This window comes from Dyella sp. ASV21 (assembly GCF_016428975.1).
In the GTDB taxonomy this organism is placed as follows: domain Bacteria; phylum Pseudomonadota; class Gammaproteobacteria; order Xanthomonadales; family Rhodanobacteraceae; genus Dyella.
Genome location: NZ_JAELTT010000043.1, coordinates 1 through 22,685 on the forward strand (window position 1 = coordinate 1; position 22,685 = coordinate 22,685).

Consider the following 22,685-nt stretch of genomic DNA (forward strand, 5'->3'; position numbering starts at 1 on the left):
CGTTGCCGCTGGCAGCGGTTGCCATGAAGGTGGGGGCAGCCGCCGGGGCCGCGTTAGCGGTGGCCGCGGCAGCGGGGGCAGCCGGCGCGGCGGCGTCCGGCGGCAGGAGTTGGTCGATGTGCATGGCGAGGCGCTCGAAAGAGGAGAACGACTCCATCAGTTCGCGGAAGGTGATCTTCAGCGCGAAGGTCTTTTGCAGCTGCAGCGCGACTTGCGTCAGCGCCAGCGAATCCAGGCCCAACTCGACAAAGCCCGAGCTGGGATCGGCGCCAGCCAGTTCGGTGCCGGCGACGTCTTCGAACAGCTCGACGAGCTGGTTGAGCAAGCGGCTATAGCGAGCCGAGCCGGCGCTGGCGCCGGAGAGGTTGGCATCCATGGAGCTCTCCGCTACGGGGGCAGTCGGTGGGTTGAACAAGGAAATGACGTTGTCGTGCTGGGGCGATGCAGGCGATGCCGTCGGCGCCTGCATCGGGCGCGGCGCGGCCTCGATCCAGTGGCGTTTGCGTTCGAACGGATAGGTGGGCAACAGGATGCGGCGGCGATGTTCGCGTCGATCCAGGCGCGCCAGGTCGATCGCGGCGCCTGCGCACCACAGCTGGCCTAAGGCTTCCAGCAAGGCGGCGCGCTCACGCTCGGGCGCATCGGCCAGGGACGAGGCGATCGTGCGGCCACGGCTTTGCGGGTGCTGGCGGGCGAGCGTGCTCAGCGCGGTGCGCGGACCAACTTCCAGGAACACCGTGTCAGCCTGGGCCAATTGATCGAGCAGCGCGCTGGAGAAGCGCACGGTGCCGCGCAGATGGCGTGTCCAGTACTCGGCCGAGGTGGCTTGTGCGTCGGTGAGACGTTGCCCACTGAGCGTGGAGATGATGGGCAGTGTCGGTGCGGCCAGCGCGATGCTCGCTACTTCTGCGCCGAACGGTGCGAGTGCGGGGTCCATCATCGCCGAATGGAAGGCGTGAGAGGTCTGCAGCACGCGGCAGGCAATGCCATCGCGCTCCAGTTCGGCGCGGAAGGCTTCCACGCTCGCGCTGTCGCCGCTTACCACGCAGGCTTGCGGGGAATTCTCGGCGGCGAGCTGAAGTGGGCTCGGCAGGCGCGGTGTGAGCGTGGCGGCATCCATGCGAACCGACAACATGGAACCGGCCGGCAACGCCTGCATCAGTCGGCCGCGCCGGGCGACCAGCCGCGCGCCATCGGCGAGCGACATCACGCCAGCGAGCACGGCGGCCACGAACTCACCCACGCTGTGCCCGATCATCGCGACCGGGCGCACACCCAGGCTCAGCCACCATTGCGCGAGTGCGTATTCGATGGCGAACGTGGCGGGCTGGGTCAGCGAGGTTTCGCGCAAGGCATCCGGATCGTCGGCGAACAGGCGTTCGCGCAGATTGAAGCCCAATTCGCCGTGCAGTTCGTTGGCGCACGCGTCCAGCGCCTGCTGGAACACCGGCTCGGTGGCGTACAGCGCGCGGCCCATGCCGGCGTACTGCGAGCCCTGTCCCGGGAACAGGAACACCACGCCAGGCGTCGCTTGGGAGGCACGCGCCTGCGTGGCGGTGAGCGCGCCCAGGCGTGCGCTGGCATCGGCCGTATCGCTGGCCACGGCGAACAGCCGCTGCCCGAATCGCTTGCGGCCATGCGCGAGCGTGTAGGCGACATCGGCGAGGTTGCTGCTCGGATGCGCGTTCAGATGATCGGCGAGACGCCGTGCCGCCATGCTCGCCGCCTCGGCGGTGCGCGCCGAGAGCAACAGTAATTGCGGACCCTCCGCCGGCTCGGACGCGAGCGCGGGCGGTGCTTCTTCCAAAATGACGTGCGCATTAGTGCCGCCGACGCCGAACGAACTGACACCGGCGCGCAGCGGCCCACGCTCGGACGCCCATGGACGCAGTTCGGCGTTGACCACAAAGGGTGTATCGGCCAGCGCCAGTTTGGGATTGGCCGATTGATAGTGCAGTGTCGGCGGCAACAGGCGCTCTCGTAGCGACAACGCGGTCTTGATGACGCCGGTGGCGCCCGCTGCCATTACCAGGTGGCCCATGTTGCTCTTGACCGAGCCGATGGCGCAGAAGCCGCGATCGTTCGTATGTTGGCGATAGGCGGTGGTAAGCCCCTCGATCTCGATGGGATCGCCCAGCGGCGTGGCCGTGCCGTGGGCCTCCACATAGGAAATGGAGCGTGCATCGACGCCGGCATCGGCCAGCGCCATGGTGATGACCGCCGCCTGGCCGGCGCTGCTGGGGGCGGTGAAGCTGGCCTTGAGGCCGCCGTCGTTGTTGATGGCGACGCCGCGGATGATCGCGTGGATGGTATCGCCATCGCGTTCGGCATCGGAGAGGCGCTTGAGCAGCACCGCTGCGGCGCCATCGCTGAACACGGTGCCCTGGGCCTGCGCATCGAAGGTGCGTGTGTGGCCGTCGGGCGAGAGCATGGAGCCTTCCTGCGAAAGGTAGCCGCTGCGCGGGGGGCAGGTGATCGACGCACCGCCGGCCAACGCCATGTCGCACTGGCCGGCGCGCAGGGCGGCCGTAGCCTGGCATATCGCGACCAGCGAGGTGGAGCAGGCGGTGTTCATGCTGACGGCCGGCCCGGTGAGGTTGAGCTTGTACGCGACGCGGGTGGTCAGGTAGTCCTTCTCGTTGGCCAGCATCACCTGGAAAGCACCGAGTTTGTCGATCAGGTCCGGGCGGGTACTGAGCTGGCGCTGGAAGTAGGTGGCGTTGTGCATGCCGCCGAACACGCCCACCGGCACGTCGTGCGCATCGGGTACGTAGCCGCCGCGTTCAAGGCATTCCCAGCACAGTTCCAGGAAAACGCGCTGCTGCGGATCGGTTAGCTCCGCTTCGCGCGGCGACATGCCGAAGAAGGCGGCGTCGAAGTCCTCCACGCCCTCGACGATACCGCGCGCGGCGACGTAGGCAGGGTCGTTGCGTTCGTCGGCAGGCACGACCGGGTCCAGCTGTTCGGGCGTGAAGAAGCTGATCGACTCGCGGCCTTCACAAAGATTGCTCCAGAACGCCTCTACGTTGGATGCGCCGGGAAAACGCCCGCTCATGGCAATGATGGCGATGGCCTCGCCATGATCCGGGCGGCGGCCGCGCGACAGGCGTGCGGCCAGCGGCGAGGTGTGCCGATGGCCCTGGATAAGCGCCGCCAGTGCGGCGGGTGTCGGTTCGGCGAAAAAGGCCGGAATAGTGGGTGCGGCGGATATTTCCGCGTGAATGCGTGCCAGTGTGCGCACGGCAAGCAGCGAGTGGCCGCCGAGGTCGAAGAAATGGTCGAGTCGACCCACTTGGTCCAGACCGATCATGTCGGCGAACAGTTCGCACAGTTTCTGTTCGACGCTGTCTTGTGGGGCGACATAGGCGTCCGCCAGTTCGGGGCGGCGGCTGTCGGGCATGGGTAGGGCGCGACGATCCAGCTTGCCGTTGGGGGTGACCGGCAGGGCATCGAGGCGCAGATAGATGGCTGGCACCATGAATTCGGGCAAGGTCTGCGCCAGTTGCTCGCGCAAGCGGCGTGCGCTCAAGCGGCTATCGTCGGCCACGTAATAGGCCACCAGGCGCTTTTGTCCCGGGCGATCTTCGCGCGCCAGTACCGCGCAGGCGCGAACGCCTTCGACGCGTTGCAGCGCGGCTTCGATTTCACCCAGTTCGATGCGGAAGCCGCGAATCTTCACTTGGTGATCCGTACGGCCGATGAACTCGACGACGCCCTCGGGCAGCCAGCGCACGAGGTCACCCGTGCGATAGAGGCGCTCGCCGGGTGCGGCGAATGGATCGGCCACGAAGCGTTCGGCGGTCAGTTCCGGTTGGCCCAGGTAGCCGCGCGCCAAGCCGGCACCGCCGATGTACAGCTCGCCCGCCACGCCCACCGGCACGTGCTCGCCACGCGCGTTGAGCACATGCAGGGTGGTGTTGGGAATGGGGCGGCCGATGGGTATGGAATGCGCCTGTGTATCCAGCGTGCGCGGAATGCGGTAGGTGGCCGAGAAAGTGGTGCATTCGGTCGGGCCGTAGCCGTTGATGATGGTGATGTCCGGCAAGGCGGCGTATGCCTTGCGCACATGCGCCACCGAGAGTGCTTCGCCACCGATCAATAATTGCCGCAGGCCGTCGAGGCGGCTGGCGTCGTCGTCCACGATGGCGTTGAACAGCGCGGCAGTGAGCCACGCGATGCGCGCATCGTGGCGCTGGATCGTGCGTGCAAGGCCGCAGCCGGTGGGAATGCGTTCGCCGTAGATAATGCAGGTGCCGCCATTGAGCAGCGGTGCCCATACTTCCAGGGTGGAGGCATCGAAGCCCAGTGGCGCGGCGTGCAACATGCGCGGTGCATCACCCAGGTTGATGTAATCCACGTCCCGCACCAGGCGGATGATCGAGCGGTGCATGATCTGCGCGCCCTTGGGCGTGCCAGTGGAGCCCGAGGTGTACATCACATAGGCGAGCGCGCTGCCATCGACCACGGGCAGTGCGATCGGCGGCGCTTCGGCATCGAGTTGCGCGGGTGTCAGCACGGGCAGGTCTACGCCCGGCAACGCCGGGCTATCGGCCGCCGCGATGAGCAGGCGTGCGCGGGCGTCGCTGAGCGTGAAGGCCAGCCGTTCCGCCGGGTGGCTGGCATCCAGCGGAAGAAATGCGGCACCGACCTTGAGAATGCCCAGCATGGCCGCGATGGCGGCGGGCGAGCGCTCCAGCATCAGGCCGACGATATCGCCCGGCTGGATGCCGGCGCCGATCAGGCTGGCCGCGATCCGATCGGTCCAGGTGACCAATGCGTCGTAACGCACCGACGCGCCATCCGCGACGATGGCGAGACGATCGGGGTGGCGGCGCGCGGTGGAGGCGAACAGGCCGTGCACGGTGTCATGGGCATGACGCGGTACGGCGGTCTCGTTCCAGCGGCCAAGCAACTGCGCACGCTCGATGGGATCGATAACGTCGATGTCGCCGAGCAGTGCGTCGTCCTTGGCGGTGAGGGCGGCGAGTGCGCGCGCGAGACAGCGCGCGAACAGTACCGCGCCCAGCTCATCAAACGGTGCTTCGTAAGCCAGTCGCAGGGCGTCACCGGCGGACTGCCACTGGCTGTGTGCGAGCGTCGTTGCCTCGGGTGCCGTATCGCTGGCGCACCAGGCGGCGCGGGTCTCGGCATCGCCGGCATCGGCAAGGCGTGTGGCTACCTCGCGCAGCCAGGTGTCGCGCTGCATCTCTCGCGGTACGGGAAGAAGCGTCTGGCGCTGGTGGCTTTGCTCGCTCAGCGTGGCGAGCACGTCGGCTGCGCCGGTAAGGCGCGATTCGGTCAAGGCCAGCGCAGCGCACAGCAGCACGGTGGGTGTGCAGGTGAGGTTTGCGGATGTCGAGACGGACAGCGGGAAGCTGGCTTGGTGCCAGTGCGCATCCAGTCCGCCACTTTGACGCAGCAGTACGTCGAACAAGCCCGGCGCAGGGGGCGTGGAGGCGTGACGGTCGGAGCTGGTCGTATTCATGGCATGGACTACGCGTGCGTCGACAACGGGCGGTGGTGCGAGCAGGCGTCAGTCCGCAACGGCATAAGCCGTGCGGTGCGCCAAGGAGGGGCAGGCCGGGGGGTGGCTGCCCTGGCCATGCATGGCGATCACGGCGGCTGCGCCGAAGTAGTTCAGGCGATCCAGTAGCGGATGACTGCCGACACGCGGTGGCTTGAGCCCCTTGCTGCGCAACAGGTCGTTGAGCACGTGCTCCATCGCGTTGCGGCGTGTCGCCTCGGTGCTGTAAGTGAGGCTGATGGTGATGGAAGGGTCATCCCCCGTTTCCACCATGTGCGGGCAAGTGATGGGGATATACACGCCCATACCGGGCGATACCTCGAACACGTGGGCGCGTTCGCGGAAGGATTCGTCCCACTTCACCTTGTCCAGCTCATGGCGCGAATGAAAGCACTCGCGTGCCTGTTCGCTGCAAACATCCAGGTCTTCGGCATCCCACACGTAGACCTTCTTGGTGCCATGGATCTGCAACAACATGCCGTGATTGCGATCGATATGGAACGGCGTGACGGTGTGTGGCGAGGCGATGAAGATCCAGCCGGCGCGGTAGTACATGCCCGGGTCCTTTTCTTCCACCTGCGACTTGACCGAGTCGAGTACGAAATCCACCAGCGCGCGATAGGTCGGGTCCGCCTGCACGTGACGCAGCAGCATCCAGGCCTTGGCTTCGTTGATGCCTTGCAAGGTATCGGTGACCGAACGGCGATTGGGATACAACCGCGCGACGTCGTCGAAGTTGGCGTCCGCGCCTGCCGTGTTGTTGAAGGTGAAAAGATGGCTGCTGCCTTGGAAGCGTTTGCCCAGGGCGACCAGTTGGTCAGGTTGCAGCAGGGGGTGATCGGTCAACGTGTGGCGCAGACCCTGCGTGTGCAAAGGGTCGAACGTGGACCAATCCATATCGATCAATGCGGCTGTGCCGGCATGCATGACTTACACCCTCCCCCGCGTGCTGCGGAACAGACCCGCCTTGCGAGTCCCCCTGGTGTTCGACAGGCGCCGCTGGAAGCCACAAAAGGGTGCGAAAGCCAGTGGTTCTGCATTGCCCGGAATGGCTGTGATTGTCGGCTGATCGCTGGCGTTTTTCCCTAGACCATCCCGTCTATTCCTGCCCCTATCCCTTACTGCCTATGACCGAGTCGACGCATCAAAACAGGTGCGAAGGCGGGGCGGGCTATTTCGCCTGAAACGCGAACAACCACAGGATGGCGCCCTGAACGGGCGAGCCGACCCAACTCACGCGGTAGGTGCCGGCGGCATCGACCTGGCGGTACGCGACGGCGCATTGCACGCCGCTGTTGTCAGGCAGCATGAGATAGCTGTCGATCAGCGTGAAACCGTTATCGGGCTTGACCGTCATGCGTTTAACGCCCGCATCGCCCCACCACACGGCGATCAAGGTGGCCGGCCCGGTCGTGGTGACGCTGCCGCTGGTGAGCACCAGGTCAGCAGCGGGATAGTTTTGGGCGACAGCCTGCAGTAGGCCGGCGTGGGTCACCTCGATGAACGGCACCGAGATTTCGCCCTCGGGATAACCGGACTTGTCGATGCGCACGGTATGCCCGTGGCCACCTTTGCCGGCCACCGCGACATACGCGTTGACGTTGAAGGCGCCACCGTAGCCGTTATAGACGGGGCCGCCGCCGATTCGTTTCCAGCGATTGCCATAGCTGTCTTCGGGCGTGTTGGCGTTCTTGGTGTAGCCGCCATTGAGCACGATGAATGAGCTTCCGCTTGGCTGGGTGTCGAGCGGGGCCGTGACGGCCGGCGTGCTGCCCATGCCCTCGGAGTGGGTGAGCAAGGTATGCGCGCCCAGGGCAGGGTTGGCCGGGGGCGTGGTATCGATGCCCCCATTCGTGGCGTGGCCTTGGGTCGATGCGGCGCCGGCCACGAACAGGGCAACGAAGCGCATCCATGAGGTGCGACGTGGCGGACGTCCGGAGGTGGAATGCATGAGGACCCTTCGAAAGTTGGATATTGCGAATGACATCATGCTGTGTCCAGAATGATCGCCGACCCTCGGCAAGAGGGCACCAGGGTATTGCCACCGGAGGGGGAGCCGGCTTGGCCAGCGAAACCGACTTTCTCGACATGTATCGGACGCTCGGCTTACGGCCGGGGTGCGGCTTGCCCGAACTCAAACAGGCATATCGTCGCCATGTATCGCGGATGCATCCTGATCGGCGCGGCGACGCCCCCGTGGACCCGGTGGCCGCGGCGCGCCTGCAACGGCTGATTGCCCAGTACGATGCCGCGATGGCCTTTGAGCGTGAGCATGGCCGCTTGCCGGGCTCGGCGACGCGCGTGCGCTTTGCGGTGCCCGAGAGCGTGATGCCGTTGCCCGCCGCATCGACGCTCAGGCAGCGGCGCCCCGCCTGGCGGCATCCGCTAGTGACGCTGTTGTTGCCGGTACTGGCGCTGGTGGTGCTCGGCTGGGACATGCTGGGCCGCCCGGCGTTGGCGCCCTCGACTACTTCGGATGTTCCTGCTGAGGAAGCGCGGCCACTCGGCGCAACCGCGACACCGGTCGCCAGGCTTTCGCTCGGCATGACGCGCGATGACGTGCGTGAGGCACTTGGTGAACCGTCCAGTGTGCACGGCGAGCGATGGGAATACGGCCCGTCATGGGTGCGTTTCGACGATGGTCGCGTGGTCGATTGGTATAGCTCGCCGCTGCGCTCCCTCGGCGCGGTGACCGCTACCCCTGGCACGCCGCCGTCCATGCCGTCCGACGCCGGCAACTAGCGGGCGCCACGCCCGAACAGCACCACTTCCACGGTCTGGATCAGGATGAGCAGATCCAGCAGAAGGTTGTGGTTCTTCACGTAGAACAGGTCGTACTTGAGCTTCTCGGCGGCCTCTTCGACGGTGGCGCCATAGGGGTAGCTCAACTGTGCCCAGCCGGCGAGGCCGGGTTTGAGGCAGTGGCGCAGGCTGTAGTAACGGATCTGCGATTCCAGATTGTGGACGAACTGCGGACGCTCGGGTCGTGGCCCGACGATGCTCATGTCGCCCTTGAGCACGTTCCACAACTGGGGCAGTTCATCCACTCGAAGCTTGCGGCTGATGCGGCCCACGCGTGTCACGCGATCGTCGTTCTTGCTGGCCCAGCGCGCAATGCCGTCGCGCTCGGCGTCGGTGCGCATGCTGCGGAATTTCAACAGCATGAAGGTACAGCCGTGCGCGCCCACGCGCTCCTGGCGATACAGGATGGGTTGGCCGGGACCGGATTCCAGCCGGATCGCCAGCACCTCCAGCAGCATCAGCGGCCAGCACAGCAGCAAGAGCATGGAGGCGGCCACTAGGTCGAAGCAGCGCTTGCTCAGTTGGCGCAGCGGTGTGCCGTTGAAGCCGCCCGAGAACACCAGCCATGAAGGATCGAGCACGGTCAGTTGCAGGCGCCCCGATTCGCGCTCGAAGAACGAGGTGAGATCGGTGATGGTGGTGCCTTGCTGACGGCATTCCAGCAGGTCGTCCATGGGCAGATGGCCGCGACGGTCGTCCACGCCCACGACCACTTCGTCGATCTGTTCCCGCTGAACATAGGCGCACAGGGGCAGGTTGGTACGAATCAGGTGCTCGGGCGGAACCACCACGGTTTCGCTGGCATGCGGGATATAACCCACTACCGAAAACCCGCGCCGGTCGGTGCGGCGACGCATCTGGAAATGGATCTGCGCGGCACGCGTGCCCGCGCCGAGGATCAGCACGCGGCGCTTGAGCGCTTCCACCTCCACCAGTTGCAGGAAGAAGATGCGGCAGCCCATGACAAGCACGAACCCCAGCGCAAGCGCGATCGCCAGCACACCGCGGCCCACGTACGCCTGCGGCACGATGTAGTAGCCGATCACCAGCAGCACGCCACCCAGCACAAAGGCCACCGCCTGGCGCGCCAGCAACCCAAAGCGGGTCATGCGCATATGCGCCTGGTATTGGCCCAGAGCCACCATGCCGATGACGATCACGGTGGCGAAAACCAGCGCGCGCTCCGGCAGGTGATGCGTGAATTCAGCAAGCCCTTCCGCATCGCGAAAGTAGCGAGCGTAGGTGGCCACGCACAGGGAGGCCGCGAGTAAAAGCAACTCGCACAGTCCCAGCAGCATGAGCCAACGAACGGATTGCCGACGGAGAAAACGAAGCATCCGATCCCCCTAACCCCAAGTAGTAGCAATGTCCCTTTACTGGTTAGGAGGCTATCGCGAGGCTTGCGAGGGTGTCGATGCAACTTAGGTAAGACGGCGTGGCTGCCGTTCGGCTGTCTCAGGGGTGTTACACCTGAGACGCCCGACTATGCGGTGTCGGGTGGCAAGCGGTCCGATGGCGTAGGCAAGCGATGCACGACGACGTGCTGGATGGCGGCCGGCGCGGCCAGCGCGCCGGTCAACCCGGTGGGCAGTGCGAGAGGATGGATCAGGCAGGCGTATGCGTCGACCGCCGAAAGAGGCGGCGCGATCAGGCGACCGGGGTCGGCGGCAATGCCGGTGGGTGCCTCGCGCAGGCCTATGCCGAATGCCTTCAGCAATGCCTCCTTGCGTGTCCACAGGGCGAGCAGGGCCGCATCGCGCTCGTCTTCGGCGAGCGCTTCGATCGCCCGTGCCTCGTGTGGCGTGCATAGCACGCTGACCAGCGAGTACAGGCCCTGACGAGGTGGCGCCTGTTCGATGTCGACGCCGACGCAGGCGGCGCGGGCCAGCGCGATGGCTATGTGCGTGCCGCTATGGCTGAGGCTGGTGGCATAGCCGATGCCGGGGAGCTGCGGTTGTCCGCTGGCGGATATCACCAGGCCCACCGAACGTACGTCCCGTGCCAACGCCATGGCGATGGCCAGGCGCCAGAACGCGTGGGCTAGTACATAGGTGTCGCGGTGTTCGGCCAGCCTGAAACGGCCGGCACGCTGTTGTTCCAGCGGGCTGAGCAGATGCAGTGCTGCCTCTTGATGTAGGCGCCACGGCACGGCGTCGAACACCAGCACATGCGCGTGCGCATCCTCGATGGTGCCTGCGCGTGTGGCGTGGAGCGCGTGCTCCGCCGCTTCGCGAAACGAGGTAATGGAGAGGGTTTGGACCGACATGGCGGGAGCCTGGCTTACAGCAAACCCGTAGTGGCGCAGGCGGTGAGCACGCCCCGTAGTTCATCGGCCAGGCGCAGGCTGAGCGCGGCAATGGTAAAGGTGGGGAAGGCCCAGCCGCCCGTGGGAAATACCGAGCTGCCGGCGATATGCAGGTTGTCCATCCCGTGCACTTTGCAATGACGGTCGACGACGCCGTTCTTTGGGTCGTCGGACATGCGGGTGGTGCCCATGTGGTGCGCGGTGCCATGCACCTGGGGCACGCTGCGCGCATCTTGCTCGAGCCAGGGTTCGAGCTGGAAGTGGCCGTTGCAGGCGCGCGCCAGTTCGTGGCCCGCCATGGTGGCTGCGCTGCGGTACGTGTAGCGATCCAGTGGCGTGAGTTGCCAGTCCACGCGCACCTTGGGTTGACCCAGGGCATCCAGCGTATCGCCCAGGGTGATGCGGCTGTCGGGGTTAGGGGCTTGTTCGAAAAAGCCGACCAGTTCGATATGGCTGCTTGGCACCGCCGGGCGATCGGTGAGCTTGTGCACGGCCGCGCGGGCGATGTCACCGACACCGAGGCCGAGCTTGAGTGCGGTGCGACTCAGGCTGGTCGGCGCACCCACCGTTTCCGCGGCGGGGCCATTGCGCATGGCCGCGCACAGGCGCGCCTCCAGCGTGGTGCTTTCGTCCAGCACCGAACGGCGCAAGGCCGAGCGCAATTCGCGCAGCGCGCGAATGCCGCGCGGCAGGGGGCCCTCCACCCCGAACGGATGCACGCGACCGTTGAGCACGCGATGACGGCGCTGGTAGTGGTGCGAGATGCCTATCTCGGGAAAGGCGGGTAGTTGGTTCTTGCGGTAGTGCCGCTCGTAAGGCCGCGTCACCCGATGCGGCGCATCGGTGGTGAGCGTGCCGAGCTTGCCGCTTGGATGATCCATGAAATAGCGCCCAACCATATCGTGCTGGTTGCCCAGCCCGTGTGGCACGACCGAACGCGACAGCAGCAACAGGCGCGCGTTCTCGATGCCACCGCAGGCCAGCACGTACTGGCGGGCACGGATACAGCCGCGTCGACCGTCCAGGGTGCCGATGTGCGCGATGCGCACGGCGTCGCCCGCGGGCGTGGCTTCCAGCTCCAGCAGATTGGCGTGCAGCAGCACGTCGATATTGGGTGCCCGTTCCAGCGCGTGCCGATAGGCGTCACCAAACAGCAGCGGGCTTTTGGCGAAAATAGGGTTGATCAGCTTGCCGTCATCGAACACGATCGGCGGCCTGGGCGTGGGCCCGGCGAAGCTGCCGTCGCCGAAATCGTGTGCTTGGATGCCGCAATAGTGGCGGGCGCGTGCGTAGTAGGGCTCCAGTTCGGCAAAGCCGATCGGCCAGCCGCTATGCGGCACCCAATCGCGCGGCGAGAGATCGTAGTCGCTGAGCGGGATACAGCCGCCGCCCCACAGATTGCAGCTGCCGCCGAACACGCGCATGCGTGAACTGCCGGAATCGAATGGTACGGGTCCGACCGAACTGCCTTCGTAGAGTGCCTGGCTACGTTGCTCGCCGGCCAGGCCGCCGCTTTCCAGCAGGCAGACGCGAACCGATGTACCGATAAAGGCCTGCGCGATGGCGATACCGGCGGCACCGGCTCCGATCACGCACAGGTCCGCTTCCTTTTCGGCCGGATATGCGCCACTCAAGTAATCGATGATCACGCCATTCCCCTAGGAGACCCACACGTCCATTGCGTCATGGTGTTGCATCTGCGGATCCGGTCGATGCGGATCAGGTGCGTCTGCGGGGTGGCTGGCCTTGGCTGCTCTACACGCCGTAGTACGCGCGGTACCAGCGTACAAAGTTGTCGACACCGGTTTCTACCGACACCTGCGGCCTATAGCCAACGGTCTGTATCAGGTCCGTTACATCCGCTTCGGTATCCGGCACGTCGCCGGGCTGCAGGGGCAGTAGCTCCATGATCGCCTTGCGGCCCAGGCATTGCTCCAGCACCTCGATATAGCGCAGCAGCTCGACCGGGCGCTCGTTGCCGATGTTGAACAGGCGATAAGGCGCCACGCCGCTGGATGCCGGATCAGGCAGGTTGCTGTCCCAGTGCGTATCGATGGGCGGCACTTTATCCAGCGTGCGGATCACGCCTTCAACGATGTCGTCGACGTAGGTGAAGCTGCGCTTGTGGCGCCCGTGGTTGAACACGCGGATCGGCTCGCCCGCAAGGATGGCGCGGGTGAACAGGAACAGGGCCATGTCCGGCCGGCCCCAGGGACCGTACACGGTGAAGAAGCGCAGGCCGGTGCAGGGGATGCCATACAGGTGCGCATAGCTGTGCGCCATCTGCTCGTTGGCTTTCTTGGTGGCGGCGTAGAGCGTGAGCGGATGTTCGGCCGATTTATGCTCGGAGAACGGCATCGCCGTATTGGCGCCATACACCGAGCTGGTGGAGGCGAACACGAGGTGTTCGGCGCCGTTATGACGGCAGCCTTCCAGTACGTGCAGGAAGCCGGTGATGTTGCTGGTGGTGTAGGCGTGGGGGTTCTCGGCCGCGTAACGCACACCGGCCTGCGCAGCCAGGTGCACCACGCGCTGCGGGCGGTGATGGGCGAACAACTGCTCGATTGCCTGGCGATCGGCAAGATCGGCATGCACATGGGTGTAGCCGGGGCGGTCGGTAAGGCGGGCGAGACGTGCCTTCTTGAGGTTTACGTCGTAATAGTCGTTGAGGTTATCGAGGCCAACCACCTCGTCGCCGCGTGCCAGCAGGCGTTCGGCGACATGCGAGCCGATGAAGCCAGCAGTACCCGTTACCAACACTTTCATGATGCGTTCCTGAAAATCAAAGGCGGCCGTCGACGGCGTCGCGCGGTAGCACGTACTTGACGTCGTAGACCACGGAGGAGGGTTTACCGAAGGCGCGGATGCCTTGCGCGCCCAGTTCCACAAACTGGCGATGGCCAACCGCGATGATCACCGCATCGTAGCTGGCGCTTGCCGGTTCACCGATCGGCGAGAGGCCGTACTCGTGCTCGGCTTCCGGCACGCTCACCCAGGGGTCGTGTACGTCGACATGCGCGTTGTAGCTGCGCAGTGCCTGCACGATATCCACCACGCGGGTGTTGCGCAGGTCGGGACAGTTTTCCTTGAAGGCCAGCCCCAGCACCAATACGCGCGCCTGTACCGGGTTGATGCCTTTGCGCACCATCAAGCGGATCACTTCGCTGGCCACGTACGGCCCCATGCTGTCGTTGGTGCGGCGGCCGGCGAGGATGACATCCGGGTGGTGGCCCACTTCCTGCGCTTTATGGGTGAGGTAGTAAGGGTCCACGCTGATGCAGTGGCCGCCTACCAACCCGGGGCGGAACGGCAGGAAGTTCCACTTGGTGCCGGCGGCTTGCAGCACTTCCAGCGTATCGATGCCGAGCTTGTTGAACAGGATGGCGAGATCGTTGACCAGGGCGATGTTGAGATCGCGCTGGGTGTTCTCGATGACCTTGGCGGCCTCGGCCACCTTGAGTGAGCTGGCGCGGTGGGTGCCGGCCACGATGATCGAGGAGTACAGGCGGTCGACGAAATCGGCGGTTTCCGGTGTGGAGCCGGAGGTCACCTTGAGGATGCTGGTGACACGGTGCTGCTTGTCACCCGGATTGATACGTTCGGGGCTGTAGCCGGCGAAGAAGTCGCGGTTGAACACCAGGCCGGAGCCTTTCTCCAGGATGGGTACGCACACTTCCTCGGTGCAGCCTGGATACACGGTGGATTCGTACACCACGATGTCGCCGCGCTTGAGCACCTTGGACAAGGTTTCGCTGGCGCGCACCAGCGGCGTGAGATCCGGCCGTTTGGCTGAGTCGATCGGCGTAGGCACGGTGACGATGAATACGTTGCGGTCGGCAAGATCCGCCAGTTGGCTGCTGAAGCGCAGGCGGTCGGCCTCGGCCAGTTCCGCTGCGGTGACTTCCAGCGTGTTGTCACGGCCGGCACGCAGCTCATCGATACGCGACTGGTTGATGTCAAAGCCCAGGGTGTCGTAGCGCTTGCCAAACTCCACGGCCAGCGGCAGGCCCACGTAGCCCAGGCCGATGATGGCGAGTTTGGTGTCTTCCAGATTGTGCATGCCGGATCCCGCTGTCTGGTGTGGTGGGCATGGCGCCGGCCAGCAGGTTATCCGATGGATGCCCCGGATGGATCGAGCGTGCCTTGCCCTTGCGCTTCACAGGCTTCGTGCCTGCCGAAGATGCCGATGCAATGCATCGCATCGGCGGCGCAAGGCTAGCAGGGTCACGTCGCTTTTCCGCTAGGCCAGAGGTTGCTTGCCGGATGGTGGATGCAATGAACGTGACGAGCTTGGCCCTTGTGCACGGCATGGATGCAGCACAAGGGATGCATGCGTCCGCGAGGCGCGTGCGGAGTGGGAGCGTGCGTGGTCGCCGGTGTGGGTGACGGCTGACCGTCGCGCAGGGAATTACGCGCAAGATATTGCGAATCATTCTCAATACGGTTATCGTGTGTCCATCGGCCCGGTTGGAGGCAATGCCTCGCCGCCGCCGATCTATATCGTTCCCTTTTCACCCCCCTGCAGGCCCCTGGTTGCCCGATTGGACGGCAGGCCGGCGCGTGTCTGCGCGAAGGACCGAGCATGACTAGCAAAGCGATAGTGTCTTCGTCGGCCAAGCCCCCCATTCGCCTGATGGCGAGCGCGCTGGGCCTGGCTTTCGCCTCCACCGCCTCAGCGGCTGCCGAATTCGCGGAGATGTCCGCGAGCCCGCAGGATGCGAAGACGCTCGATGGCGTGAAGGTGCACTCCACCGTAGTCAATACGACCTCTCCCAAGTTCACCGCGCCGCTGCTGGATACGCCGCGCTCGGTCACTGTGATTCCGCAGGAGATCATCCAGCAGACCGCGGCCAGCTCCTTGCTGGATGTGCTGCGCCAGGTGCCGGGCATTACCTTTGGCGCAGGCGAGGGCGGCAACCCCAATGGCGATCGTCCGATCATCCGTGGCTTCGATTCGGAAAGCTCGATCTTCATCGACGGTATTCGCAGCTCCGGCTCGCAGTCACGCGAGCTGTTCGATATCGACCAGGTCGAGGTGCTGAAAGGCCCCAGTTCCGCCTTCAATGGCCGTGGCAGCGTGGGCGGTAGCGTCAATCTGGTCACCAAGGCGCCCAAGGCGGAGAACTTCGTGCGCGGCACGGCGGGCCTGGGCACCGACAGCTACTACCGCGGAATGGTGGATTGGAACCAGCAGGTGGGTGCCGATAGTGCGGTGCGCCTCAATGTCATGGGCCACCGCAATGACGTGCCGGGGCGCCATGGCCCGGATATGTCGCGTTGGGGCATCGCGCCGTCGGTCACTTTTGGTTTGCATGCCGCCACCAGCGTGACGCTGAGCTACTACCACCTGCAAAGCGATGACACGCCGGACAGCGGCATCCCCTATAACAACCCCTTTGCCGCCACCAGTCCGAACGCCAGGCTCAACGGCGATGGCCGTCCGTATTCGGTGCCGCGCGGCACGTACTACGGCTGGTTGGATCGCGACTACCAGAAGCAGGGCAACGACATCGGATCGATCCTGGTCAAGCACGATTTCGGCAATGGTTGGTTGCTGCGCAACACCACGCTCTATGGTCGCTCGACCAACGACTACATCTGGACCCAGCCGGACGACAGTCAGGGCAATTTCCTGGTGAATGGTGGCATCTGGCGCCGGAACAACAATCGCGACAGCAGCACCACCAACCTCACCAACCAGACCGATCTTACGGGTGAGTTCGAAACCGGTTCGCTCAAGCACAGCGTTGCCGCAGGCATCGAGCTGAGCAGCGAGAAGACCCAGCGCACCAGCTACCTGGTGGACCCTGCCAAGAACGCAGCCGACACTCATAACGCCGGTTCCATCGTCAATGGCGCCTGCAGCAGCAAGTACGGCATCGGTGCGCCGTCGGGTTACTGGTGCACGGATGCGCGCCATCCGACCCCGAACGACCCGTTCTATGGCGCCATCATCGGCGGCCAGAATCCCACCCGTGTCGTTACCGATACGCGATCGGCCTGGGCGTTCGATACGGTGAGCTTCAACCCGCAGTGGTCGGTGAACGGTGGTGTGCGCTTTGACAGTTTCCGTACCAAATCGACGGCAACGACTACCAGCACAGGGGCGATCACGCGCATCGGCAACGATGCCGACTTCTGGAACTATCAGTTGGGCGTGGTCTACAAGCCGGCGCAAAACGGCAGCGTCTACCTCTCCTGGGGCACCTCGTCCAACCCGCCGGGCGTGGATGCGGGCGATGGCGCGGATGGTCTTGCCATGACCAATGCCGACCTGCAGCCCGAGCGCAGTCGCAATCTGGAGCTGGGCACCAAGTGGGACGTGCTGGACTCACGGCTGATGCTCACCGCGGCTGTGTTCCGTACGGAAAAGACGAATGCACGCGTGGCTACCGGTGGTCGCGGTAGCCCGCAGATCAATGCCGGCAAGCAGCGCGTGGATGGCGTGGAGTTGGGCTTCAGTGGACAGGTCACCGAACGCTGGAGCGTGTACGGCGGTTACACCTACCTCGACAGCGAGCTGGTGAAGACCGGCCCGGGCGGTGCGGCCAGCCTGGGCAATCAGTTCCCCAATACACCCAAGAACAGTTTCACCCTGTGGACCAGCGTGGCCATTACATCGCGCTGGTCGGTGGGCGGCGGTGCGTACTACCAGGACAAGGTCTACGGCGATACCGCCAACACCAAGTGGGTGCCTGCGTACACGCGCTTCGATGCAATGGCCTCGTACCAGGTGAATCCGCGCCTCACACTGCAGCTCAACGTGCAGAACCTCACCAACAAATATTACTTCGACAAGGCGTACGCCTCGCACTATGCGTCAGTGGCGCCGGGGCGGGTCGGCATGCTCACGGCCAACTTCAGTTTCTGATAGGTTCGCCCACGGGCCGCGCATCACGCGGCCCGTTTGCTCAGCGCCAGCTCAAGCGCTCCGTGTGACTCATGCCGGATGCGGTTTGCGCGCCACTATGGATGGCGCGCGAGTGGTCCAGGTTCGGGACATGATCCGGCCTGGTCACCAAAGGAAGGGCGCGGAGGTCGAAACGCGGGCTCTCAAGAAGGAATCGCCATGCTGCTCCATGTTGCCGGAGTGCTCACCGCCGACGAACTGGCACACTGCCGACAGCAACTGGTGCAGGCGGGCCTGGCGGATGGGAACATCTCGGCAGGTCACCGCTCCGCGCCGGCTGCGGGCAACCTGCAACTGCCGGAGGATTCACCGGAGGCGAGGGCACTGGGCCAGCTCGTGCTGGATGCCCTGGCGCGCAACACCACCTTTTTTGCTGGCGCTTTGCCGCGTCACATTGACCCGCCGCGGTTCCATGGCCATCGTGGCGATGGCTCGTTGGGCCTGCGGGTGGACAGCGCCATTCGCTACGATCGCAGCGGCAGCGCGAGCGTACCCATACGTACGGATATTTCCGCCACGCTATTCCTCAACGATCCGCACGAATATGAGGGTGGCGCGCTGGTCATCGAGGACGCGTTCGGCGCCCATACCGTCAAACTCGCCGCGGGTGACATGATCCTGTATCCGGCCAGCAGCCAGCATCGCGTGGAGGCGGTGACACGCGGCGAGCGGCTTGTTTCGCTCTTCTGGATTCAAAGCTTGGTGCGCGACGAGCAGCGTCGTCGTATGCTGTTGGAACTGGATGTGTCCATCCAGAGTCTTACCCAAGCCCATTCCCCGCATTCTGACGTGCTCCGTTTGACCGGTATCTATCACAACCTGTTACGCATTTGGTCGGAGACATGAGTACTTCGGCGCCGGGTCATGCGGACGAACTGCTGCACCTGCTGAGAGCGAGCCCGGCACGGGCGCATGCGTCCATGCTGGCGCAGGCCTTGGCTGGCGATCGTGGCTCGCAATTGGCGGTCGCCCAGATGTATCTCGAAGGCATCGGCTGCACGCGCGATGTGGGCGAGGCGATTTACTGGTTCCAACACGCTGCACATCAGGGCGAGTCGTTCGCCATGAACATGCTCGGGCGCATCCATGAGAACGGGTGGGGCGTGCCGGTCAGCTATGAATTGGCGGCGGTGTGGTATCGCGAAGCCGCCGAGCATGCGTCCGATTGGGGCATGTACAACTATGCGCACGTGCTTGCGAACGGTCGGGGCGTGCCGGTGAATCGTGCCGCGGCGTTCGTGTGGTTTGGCCGCGCCGCCGAGGCAGGGCACGGCCGGGCCATGCATTTCCTGGGGCAATATTACGAGTTCGGTTGGGAAACCGAGGTCGATCTCCCCCGGGCCTATGAGCTTTATCGGCGCTCGGCGGAGCTGGGTGATTATCGCGGCAAGTGCAGTTGGGCCTCCGTGTTGACCGAACAGGGACGCATCGCCGAGGCGTGCGCCTTGCTGCGCTCGGCCCTGCACGCCGCGCCGGCATATTTCGTCGAAGCCGTGCGTAGCGACCTGCGACAATCGAGCCATCCGGAATTGCGCGCGGTCGCTGCTGAAGCGATCTGACCCCCAAGCCTGCATGATGCGACCGGTGCCCGCATGCGGCGGGCACCGGCCTTTTCATCATGCCCAGTTGTTGTCGTCGAAGCCGCCGTCGTTGCCATCGTCGAAATCGCTGGAGCCGAAATCCGTCGAGGCAAAATCGTTGCTGCTGTTATCCCGGCGCGAGCGATCGTCGTCGAAGTAGTTGTTGGTCTCGGTAACGTTCTCGATCACGGTGGACTGGCCTGTGCCGCCGCCGAGGAAACCGCCGCCATGATGGCCGCCGAGCAAGCTTTCGATGCCGTCAAAGAGGAACATGCCGCCGGCAACGCCTGCGGCCGTGGTGGCCGCCTGTGCGAGGAAGCTGGGGGCTGCCGCTTGCGGTGCTGGCGCGCGCGCGGGCGGGGCGCCGAACAGGCGCTCACGCCAGCCCGGTGCGGCCGGCGGCTGGGTTGGCTGCTGAGGCGGATAGCCCGGCGACGGCGTCCCCCAGGCGGATGGCTGCCCACCGAGAAAACTCGTGCTGGACGACGGCCCCTGCGATTGGGCTTGCAACTGCGCAATCTGAGCCTTGGCGGCCTCCAGGGCCTGTTGCTGCAACAGGCTGCGCTGCACTAGCAGGTACAAGGCATCGGGTTGGCTGGCGAGGCGTTGATGGATCAACGCGTCCGCTTGCGGGTCCTTCATGACGCCACCGGCGGCAACCAGGCGTTGAAGAAAATCATCGAGCAACTGCTGTTCCTGCGGGGTCATGACGAACGGTTCTCCGAGCGGCGACGAGTGACAGACACCATGGCGGCAAAAAAGCCCGACATGCAGTGCCGGAAGTGTGCCCTCTGCGCAAGACATCAAGGGGAGACGAGGATTTGTTTGCCTCACAGTCAGGATGGGATGAGGCTCTGCACGTGCTCAGCAAGGCTTGCGCAAGCTGTGCGTTCAGCGCATCAAGACGTAGCCGTCCTTGCCGTTCTCCTTGGCTTCGTACATGCCTTGGTCGGCGAGACGCAGTACATCGGAGATGCTGGCCGATCCGCACATGCGCGCAATGCCAACGCTGATAGTGACCGTGTGCGCCAAAACTTGTATGGACGCTATGCGTTCGCAAAGTTCTGCGACAAAGTGCGTGGCCACCTCGGCACTGCCGGGAACGAGCACGCCGAATTCCTCGCCGCCGAGGCGTCCATGCGGCTGATCGTTGGCGGAGCGCTTGATCTGGGCGGCGACCTCGATCAGCACAATGTCGCCCGCATCGTGTCCAAAGGTATCGTTGATGTACTTGAAATTATCGATGTCGATGAGCAGGAAGTAGTACTCCTGCGTGGCGGCACGTGCATGGCACTCCTGCAGCAGTTCCATCAATCCGCGTCGATTGTAGATGCCGGTGAGAGCATCGTAGAAAGACAGCCGGATAAGTTCGCGTTGAACCAGGAAGGTTTTCCTGCGCTCCTGGTCGAACAGGTGGTTGAGAAGGGTGCCCAGTGCGAGGCCGCCTGCGATCATCAGCATGATCCAGTGAGCATCCTCCGAGCGCAGCAAGACTTCGATGTGCCCAGCCGCCACCAGTGTCCACACCGCGCAGGAGGAGAGCAGGTAGCTGAGGCGGTCGGCAAACAAGGGGGCCATGCCAACCGTAATCAGCAGGCCCATGGGCAATACCCAGAACGTGGGCTGATGAGTACCGATGACGTTGCTGTTGTAGAGGCACAGGGTAATGGCTATGGCGCCCAGGCTCGAGCCTGTCGCGTAAGCGGCCAGGTTTCGCGAAAGGGCTGTGATCGTCAGGCTCAGCACTCCGCAACAGAGGCCGGCGATGGTGATGCTCAGGTCGAATGGCGTGCCCGGGCGAGCGAGCAGCCTGGACAGCGCCCAGCCGGTGAATCCGAAGAGTTGCAGGAGTACGGCCCGTCGACGCAACTGCTGCACGGAATGGGTCCAGTACAGTCGCCAATCCGCGCTATCGCGCAGTCGTGCGGTGGTATGAAGGGTTAACAGCTTGCGCTGGAACCGCATAGTGAACCCTCCGCTGAAGTCGTTGCATCCAGGGGCGGAATGGCTGGTATCACCGGACCGCTGTCACGCTGGACGCGTCATGGTACGCATGCTCGGCGGCGGTCTCCGCACGATTCGTGCATCACGACTTGTCGGGCAAATAGGAGGAAGTTGGCGGGGCGGCGGCGGACATTCAGCGGGCGACCGCCCAAAACAAAACAGCGCTTCAGCCGCGAGGCATAAAGCGCTGTTGAGTCTGGAATGAATTGGTGGAGCGGAGGAGGATCGAACTCCCGACCTCTGCATTGCGAACGCAGCGCTCTCCCAGCTGAGCTACCGCCCCACACGAGCGAGGGATCTTACCAGCGTAATTTGGCTTTCGCCAAGTCCCTGGCGCCTGCCGCGACTCAAGGCAGCAGGCGGGTTAGCGGGTCGTGCAGCACTTCGTGGCGCCAGCCTTCCAGAAAGTCCGGCCACTGGGTGGTGACGACATATTCTTCGAGCACTTTGCGCGGACATAGCAGGCCAGCGGGCAGATCCAGTTCGGTCGCGACACGGTCGACGCAGTCCTTCATGGCGGACAGGGCGCGCTTGGCTTCGCCTTGTGGCACCTCGGGAATGGCGGCGGTGGCGGCCACTTCTTCGGCGTCCACGGGGCGGTTCAGCACGTCGAGCAACTCCTGGCGTTGCGGCGACCGTAGCGCGCGTTGTCCGCGCGTGCGCTGGTCCAGTTCGCTGGCCGAGGCCGGCCGGTGCTGGGCCAGGCTCATGACCGCGCCATCCTCCAGCAGCCACGGACGCGGCCGGTCGAGTGCGCGTGCGGTCTGGTCGCGCCACAGCAGCACGCGGCGAAGCAGCGCGCGCTGTTCTGGCGACCAGTCGGAGGCGCTGCGGAAGGCGCGCTGCGGCTGCGGGTCACCTTCGCGATAGCAGGCGCGTTGCTTGAGGCGTTCGCAATCTTCGGCATGCCAGGCGGTGCGATTGCGTTGAGCGAGGCGTTCGGCCAGTTGCTCATGCACGGGCTTGAGGTAGACCACATCGAGCGTGGCGTAGGCGCGTTGCGAAGGGGTCAGCGGGCGCTGCAGCCAATCTGAGCGCGTTTCACCCTTGTCCAGTTCGGCGCCCGCCAGCTCCGCCACCAGTGCGCGATAGCTGATACCCGGGCCAAGTCCAGCGAAGGCTGCGGCGATCTGCGTGTCGAACAAGTGGTGCGGACCGTGCGGCAGCAAGGGCGAGAGCGCTTCGAGGTCCTCGCTCGCGCTGTGCATCACGGTGACTGCCTGGCCTTTGCCCAGCAGTGGCTGGAGCGCATCGCCGATGTCGAAGGCGGTGGGGTCGACCAGGGCGTAGCGCCCGTTCCAGCCCATCTGGATCAGGGCCAGCTGCGGGTAAAAGGTATTGCGACGCATGAATTCGGTATCGAAACCAAGCGATGCGTCGGCGGGCAGCGCGGCCAGCCAATCCTGCAAAGCCTCGCGGCGATCGATCAACGCGGCTTCGGGCGCAAGTTGGGTGTCTTGTTGCATGCGTCTTCCTGATGATGCAGAACGCGCGGCTGCGCATTGTCCTGACATCGGTTTGTGCCTATGGTTAAGCAGTGCACCATAGCAGGCCGCCCAA

15 protein-coding genes and 1 tRNA gene are annotated in these 22,685 nt (G+C 64.7%); 4 read left to right on the plus strand and 12 right to left on the minus strand.

Features of this window, described 5'->3' with window-relative positions:
• The 3 genes from JHD67_RS14275 to JHD67_RS14285 all read right to left on the minus strand — a co-directional run.
• The coding region (locus JHD67_RS14275; RefSeq protein WP_199099901.1) for a polyketide synthase at window positions 1–5,485 on the minus strand (5,485 nt) is incomplete at its 3' end.
• Window positions 5,486–5,533: 48 nt separating this feature from the next.
• The gene (locus JHD67_RS14280) at window positions 5,534–6,451 is read right to left on the minus strand and encodes a cupin-like domain-containing protein (RefSeq protein ID WP_199099902.1); all 918 of its coding nucleotides are present in this window, start codon (window positions 6,449–6,451) and stop codon (window positions 5,534–5,536) included.
• Window positions 6,452–6,695: 244 nt separating this feature from the next.
• On the minus strand, window positions 6,696–7,475 hold the full coding sequence (locus JHD67_RS14285; protein WP_199099903.1) for a hypothetical protein: 780 nt from the start codon (window positions 7,473–7,475) through the stop codon (window positions 6,696–6,698).
• Window positions 7,476–7,585: 110 nt separating this feature from the next.
• Between JHD67_RS14285 and JHD67_RS14290 the strand changes: the two genes are divergently transcribed.
• Entirely contained in the window at window positions 7,586–8,266 is a 681-nt protein-coding gene (locus tag JHD67_RS14290) for a hypothetical protein (RefSeq protein ID WP_199099904.1), read from the plus strand.
• Here the strand turns inward: JHD67_RS14290 and JHD67_RS14295 are convergent.
• The 5 genes from JHD67_RS14295 to tviB form a co-directional block, all read right to left on the minus strand.
• Window positions 8,263–9,663 carry a TIGR03013 family XrtA/PEP-CTERM system glycosyltransferase gene (locus JHD67_RS14295; RefSeq protein WP_199099905.1) on the minus strand — a complete coding sequence of 467 codons (1,401 nt, stop codon included), beginning with the start codon at window positions 9,661–9,663 and terminating at the stop codon, window positions 8,263–8,265. The genes JHD67_RS14290 and JHD67_RS14295 overlap by 4 nt on opposite strands.
• Before the next feature lie 146 nt (window positions 9,664–9,809).
• Complete coding sequence (locus JHD67_RS14300; protein ID WP_199099906.1) at window positions 9,810–10,592, minus strand: 4'-phosphopantetheinyl transferase superfamily protein; 783 nt, start codon at window positions 10,590–10,592, stop codon at window positions 9,810–9,812.
• Window positions 10,593–10,606: 14 nt separating this feature from the next.
• Window positions 10,607–12,280 (minus strand): GMC oxidoreductase, encoded by a 1,674-nt coding sequence (locus JHD67_RS14305; RefSeq protein WP_199099907.1) that lies wholly within the window; start codon window positions 12,278–12,280, stop codon window positions 10,607–10,609.
• 106 nt (window positions 12,281–12,386) lie between these two features.
• A complete protein-coding gene (locus JHD67_RS14310) occupies window positions 12,387–13,397 on the minus strand; it encodes an NAD-dependent epimerase (protein WP_199099908.1) in 1,011 nt (336 codons plus the stop codon).
• Window positions 13,398–13,413: 16 nt separating this feature from the next.
• On the minus strand, window positions 13,414–14,691 hold the full coding sequence (tviB, locus tag JHD67_RS14315) for a Vi polysaccharide biosynthesis UDP-N-acetylglucosamine C-6 dehydrogenase TviB (protein WP_199099909.1): 1,278 nt from the start codon (window positions 14,689–14,691) through the stop codon (window positions 13,414–13,416).
• Between the two features lie 522 nt (window positions 14,692–15,213).
• Here tviB and JHD67_RS14320 point away from each other — a divergent pair.
• The 3 genes from JHD67_RS14320 (at window position 15,214) to JHD67_RS14330 (ending at window position 19,100) form a co-directional block, all read left to right on the plus strand.
• Window positions 15,214–17,502, plus strand: coding sequence for a TonB-dependent receptor (locus JHD67_RS14320; RefSeq protein WP_199099910.1), 2,289 nt, complete (start codon window positions 15,214–15,216; stop codon window positions 17,500–17,502).
• A gap of 198 nt (window positions 17,503–17,700) precedes the next feature.
• Window positions 17,701–18,387, plus strand: coding sequence for a Fe2+-dependent dioxygenase (locus tag JHD67_RS14325; protein WP_199099911.1), 687 nt, complete (start codon window positions 17,701–17,703; stop codon window positions 18,385–18,387).
• Window positions 18,384–19,100: a tetratricopeptide repeat protein gene (locus JHD67_RS14330; RefSeq protein WP_199099912.1), complete on the plus strand. Its 717-nt coding sequence runs from the start codon at window positions 18,384–18,386 to the stop codon at window positions 19,098–19,100. Before JHD67_RS14325 ends, JHD67_RS14330 begins: the two co-directional genes overlap by 4 nt.
• A gap of 57 nt (window positions 19,101–19,157) precedes the next feature.
• On the opposite strand, the gene JHD67_RS14335 is transcribed toward JHD67_RS14330, so the two are convergent.
• The 4 genes from JHD67_RS14335 to rnd all read right to left on the minus strand — a co-directional run bounded on the left by JHD67_RS14335 (window position 19,158) and on the right by rnd (window position 22,591).
• Entirely contained in the window at window positions 19,158–19,829 is a 672-nt protein-coding gene (locus JHD67_RS14335; RefSeq protein WP_199099913.1) for a DUF2076 family protein, read from the minus strand.
• Window positions 19,830–20,012: 183 nt separating this feature from the next.
• On the minus strand, window positions 20,013–21,086 hold the full coding sequence (locus tag JHD67_RS14340; protein ID WP_199099914.1) for a GGDEF domain-containing protein: 1,074 nt from the start codon (window positions 21,084–21,086) through the stop codon (window positions 20,013–20,015).
• 246 nt (window positions 21,087–21,332) lie between these two features.
• Window positions 21,333–21,408: transfer RNA gene (locus JHD67_RS14345), tRNA-Ala, on the minus strand.
• A 64-nt stretch (window positions 21,409–21,472) separates the two neighbouring features.
• The gene (gene rnd, locus JHD67_RS14350; RefSeq protein WP_199099915.1) at window positions 21,473–22,591 is read right to left on the minus strand and encodes a ribonuclease D; all 1,119 of its coding nucleotides are present in this window, start codon (window positions 22,589–22,591) and stop codon (window positions 21,473–21,475) included.
• Window positions 22,592–22,685: the final 94 nt, after the last annotated feature.

What these genes read in the sequence shown, in the direction of transcription:
- JHD67_RS14280 (WP_199099902.1), bottom strand. Translation starts at nt 6,451, where the DNA reads ATGCATGCCGGCACAGCCGCATTGATCGATATGGATTGGTCCACGTTC.
- JHD67_RS14285 (WP_199099903.1), bottom strand. Translation starts at nt 7,475, where the DNA reads ATGCATTCCACCTCCGGACGTCCGCCACGTCGCACCTCATGGATGCGC.
- JHD67_RS14295 (WP_199099905.1), bottom strand. Translation starts at nt 9,663, where the DNA reads ATGCTTCGTTTTCTCCGTCGGCAATCCGTTCGTTGGCTCATGCTGCTG.
- JHD67_RS14300 (WP_199099906.1), bottom strand. Translation starts at nt 10,592, where the DNA reads ATGTCGGTCCAAACCCTCTCCATTACCTCGTTTCGCGAAGCGGCGGAG.
- JHD67_RS14310 (WP_199099908.1), bottom strand. Translation starts at nt 13,397, where the DNA reads ATGAAAGTGTTGGTAACGGGTACTGCTGGCTTCATCGGCTCGCATGTC.
- tviB (WP_199099909.1), bottom strand. Translation starts at nt 14,691, where the DNA reads ATGCACAATCTGGAAGACACCAAACTCGCCATCATCGGCCTGGGCTAC.
- JHD67_RS14320 (WP_199099910.1), top strand. Translation starts at nt 15,214, where the DNA reads ATGACTAGCAAAGCGATAGTGTCTTCGTCGGCCAAGCCCCCCATTCGC.
- JHD67_RS14325 (WP_199099911.1), top strand. Translation starts at nt 17,701, where the DNA reads ATGCTGCTCCATGTTGCCGGAGTGCTCACCGCCGACGAACTGGCACAC.
- JHD67_RS14330 (WP_199099912.1), top strand. Translation starts at nt 18,384, where the DNA reads ATGAGTACTTCGGCGCCGGGTCATGCGGACGAACTGCTGCACCTGCTG.
- JHD67_RS14335 (WP_199099913.1), bottom strand. Translation starts at nt 19,829, where the DNA reads ATGACCCCGCAGGAACAGCAGTTGCTCGATGATTTTCTTCAACGCCTG.
- JHD67_RS14340 (WP_199099914.1), bottom strand. Translation starts at nt 21,086, where the DNA reads ATGCGGTTCCAGCGCAAGCTGTTAACCCTTCATACCACCGCACGACTG.
- rnd (WP_199099915.1), bottom strand. Translation starts at nt 22,591, where the DNA reads ATGCAACAAGACACCCAACTTGCGCCCGAAGCCGCGTTGATCGATCGC.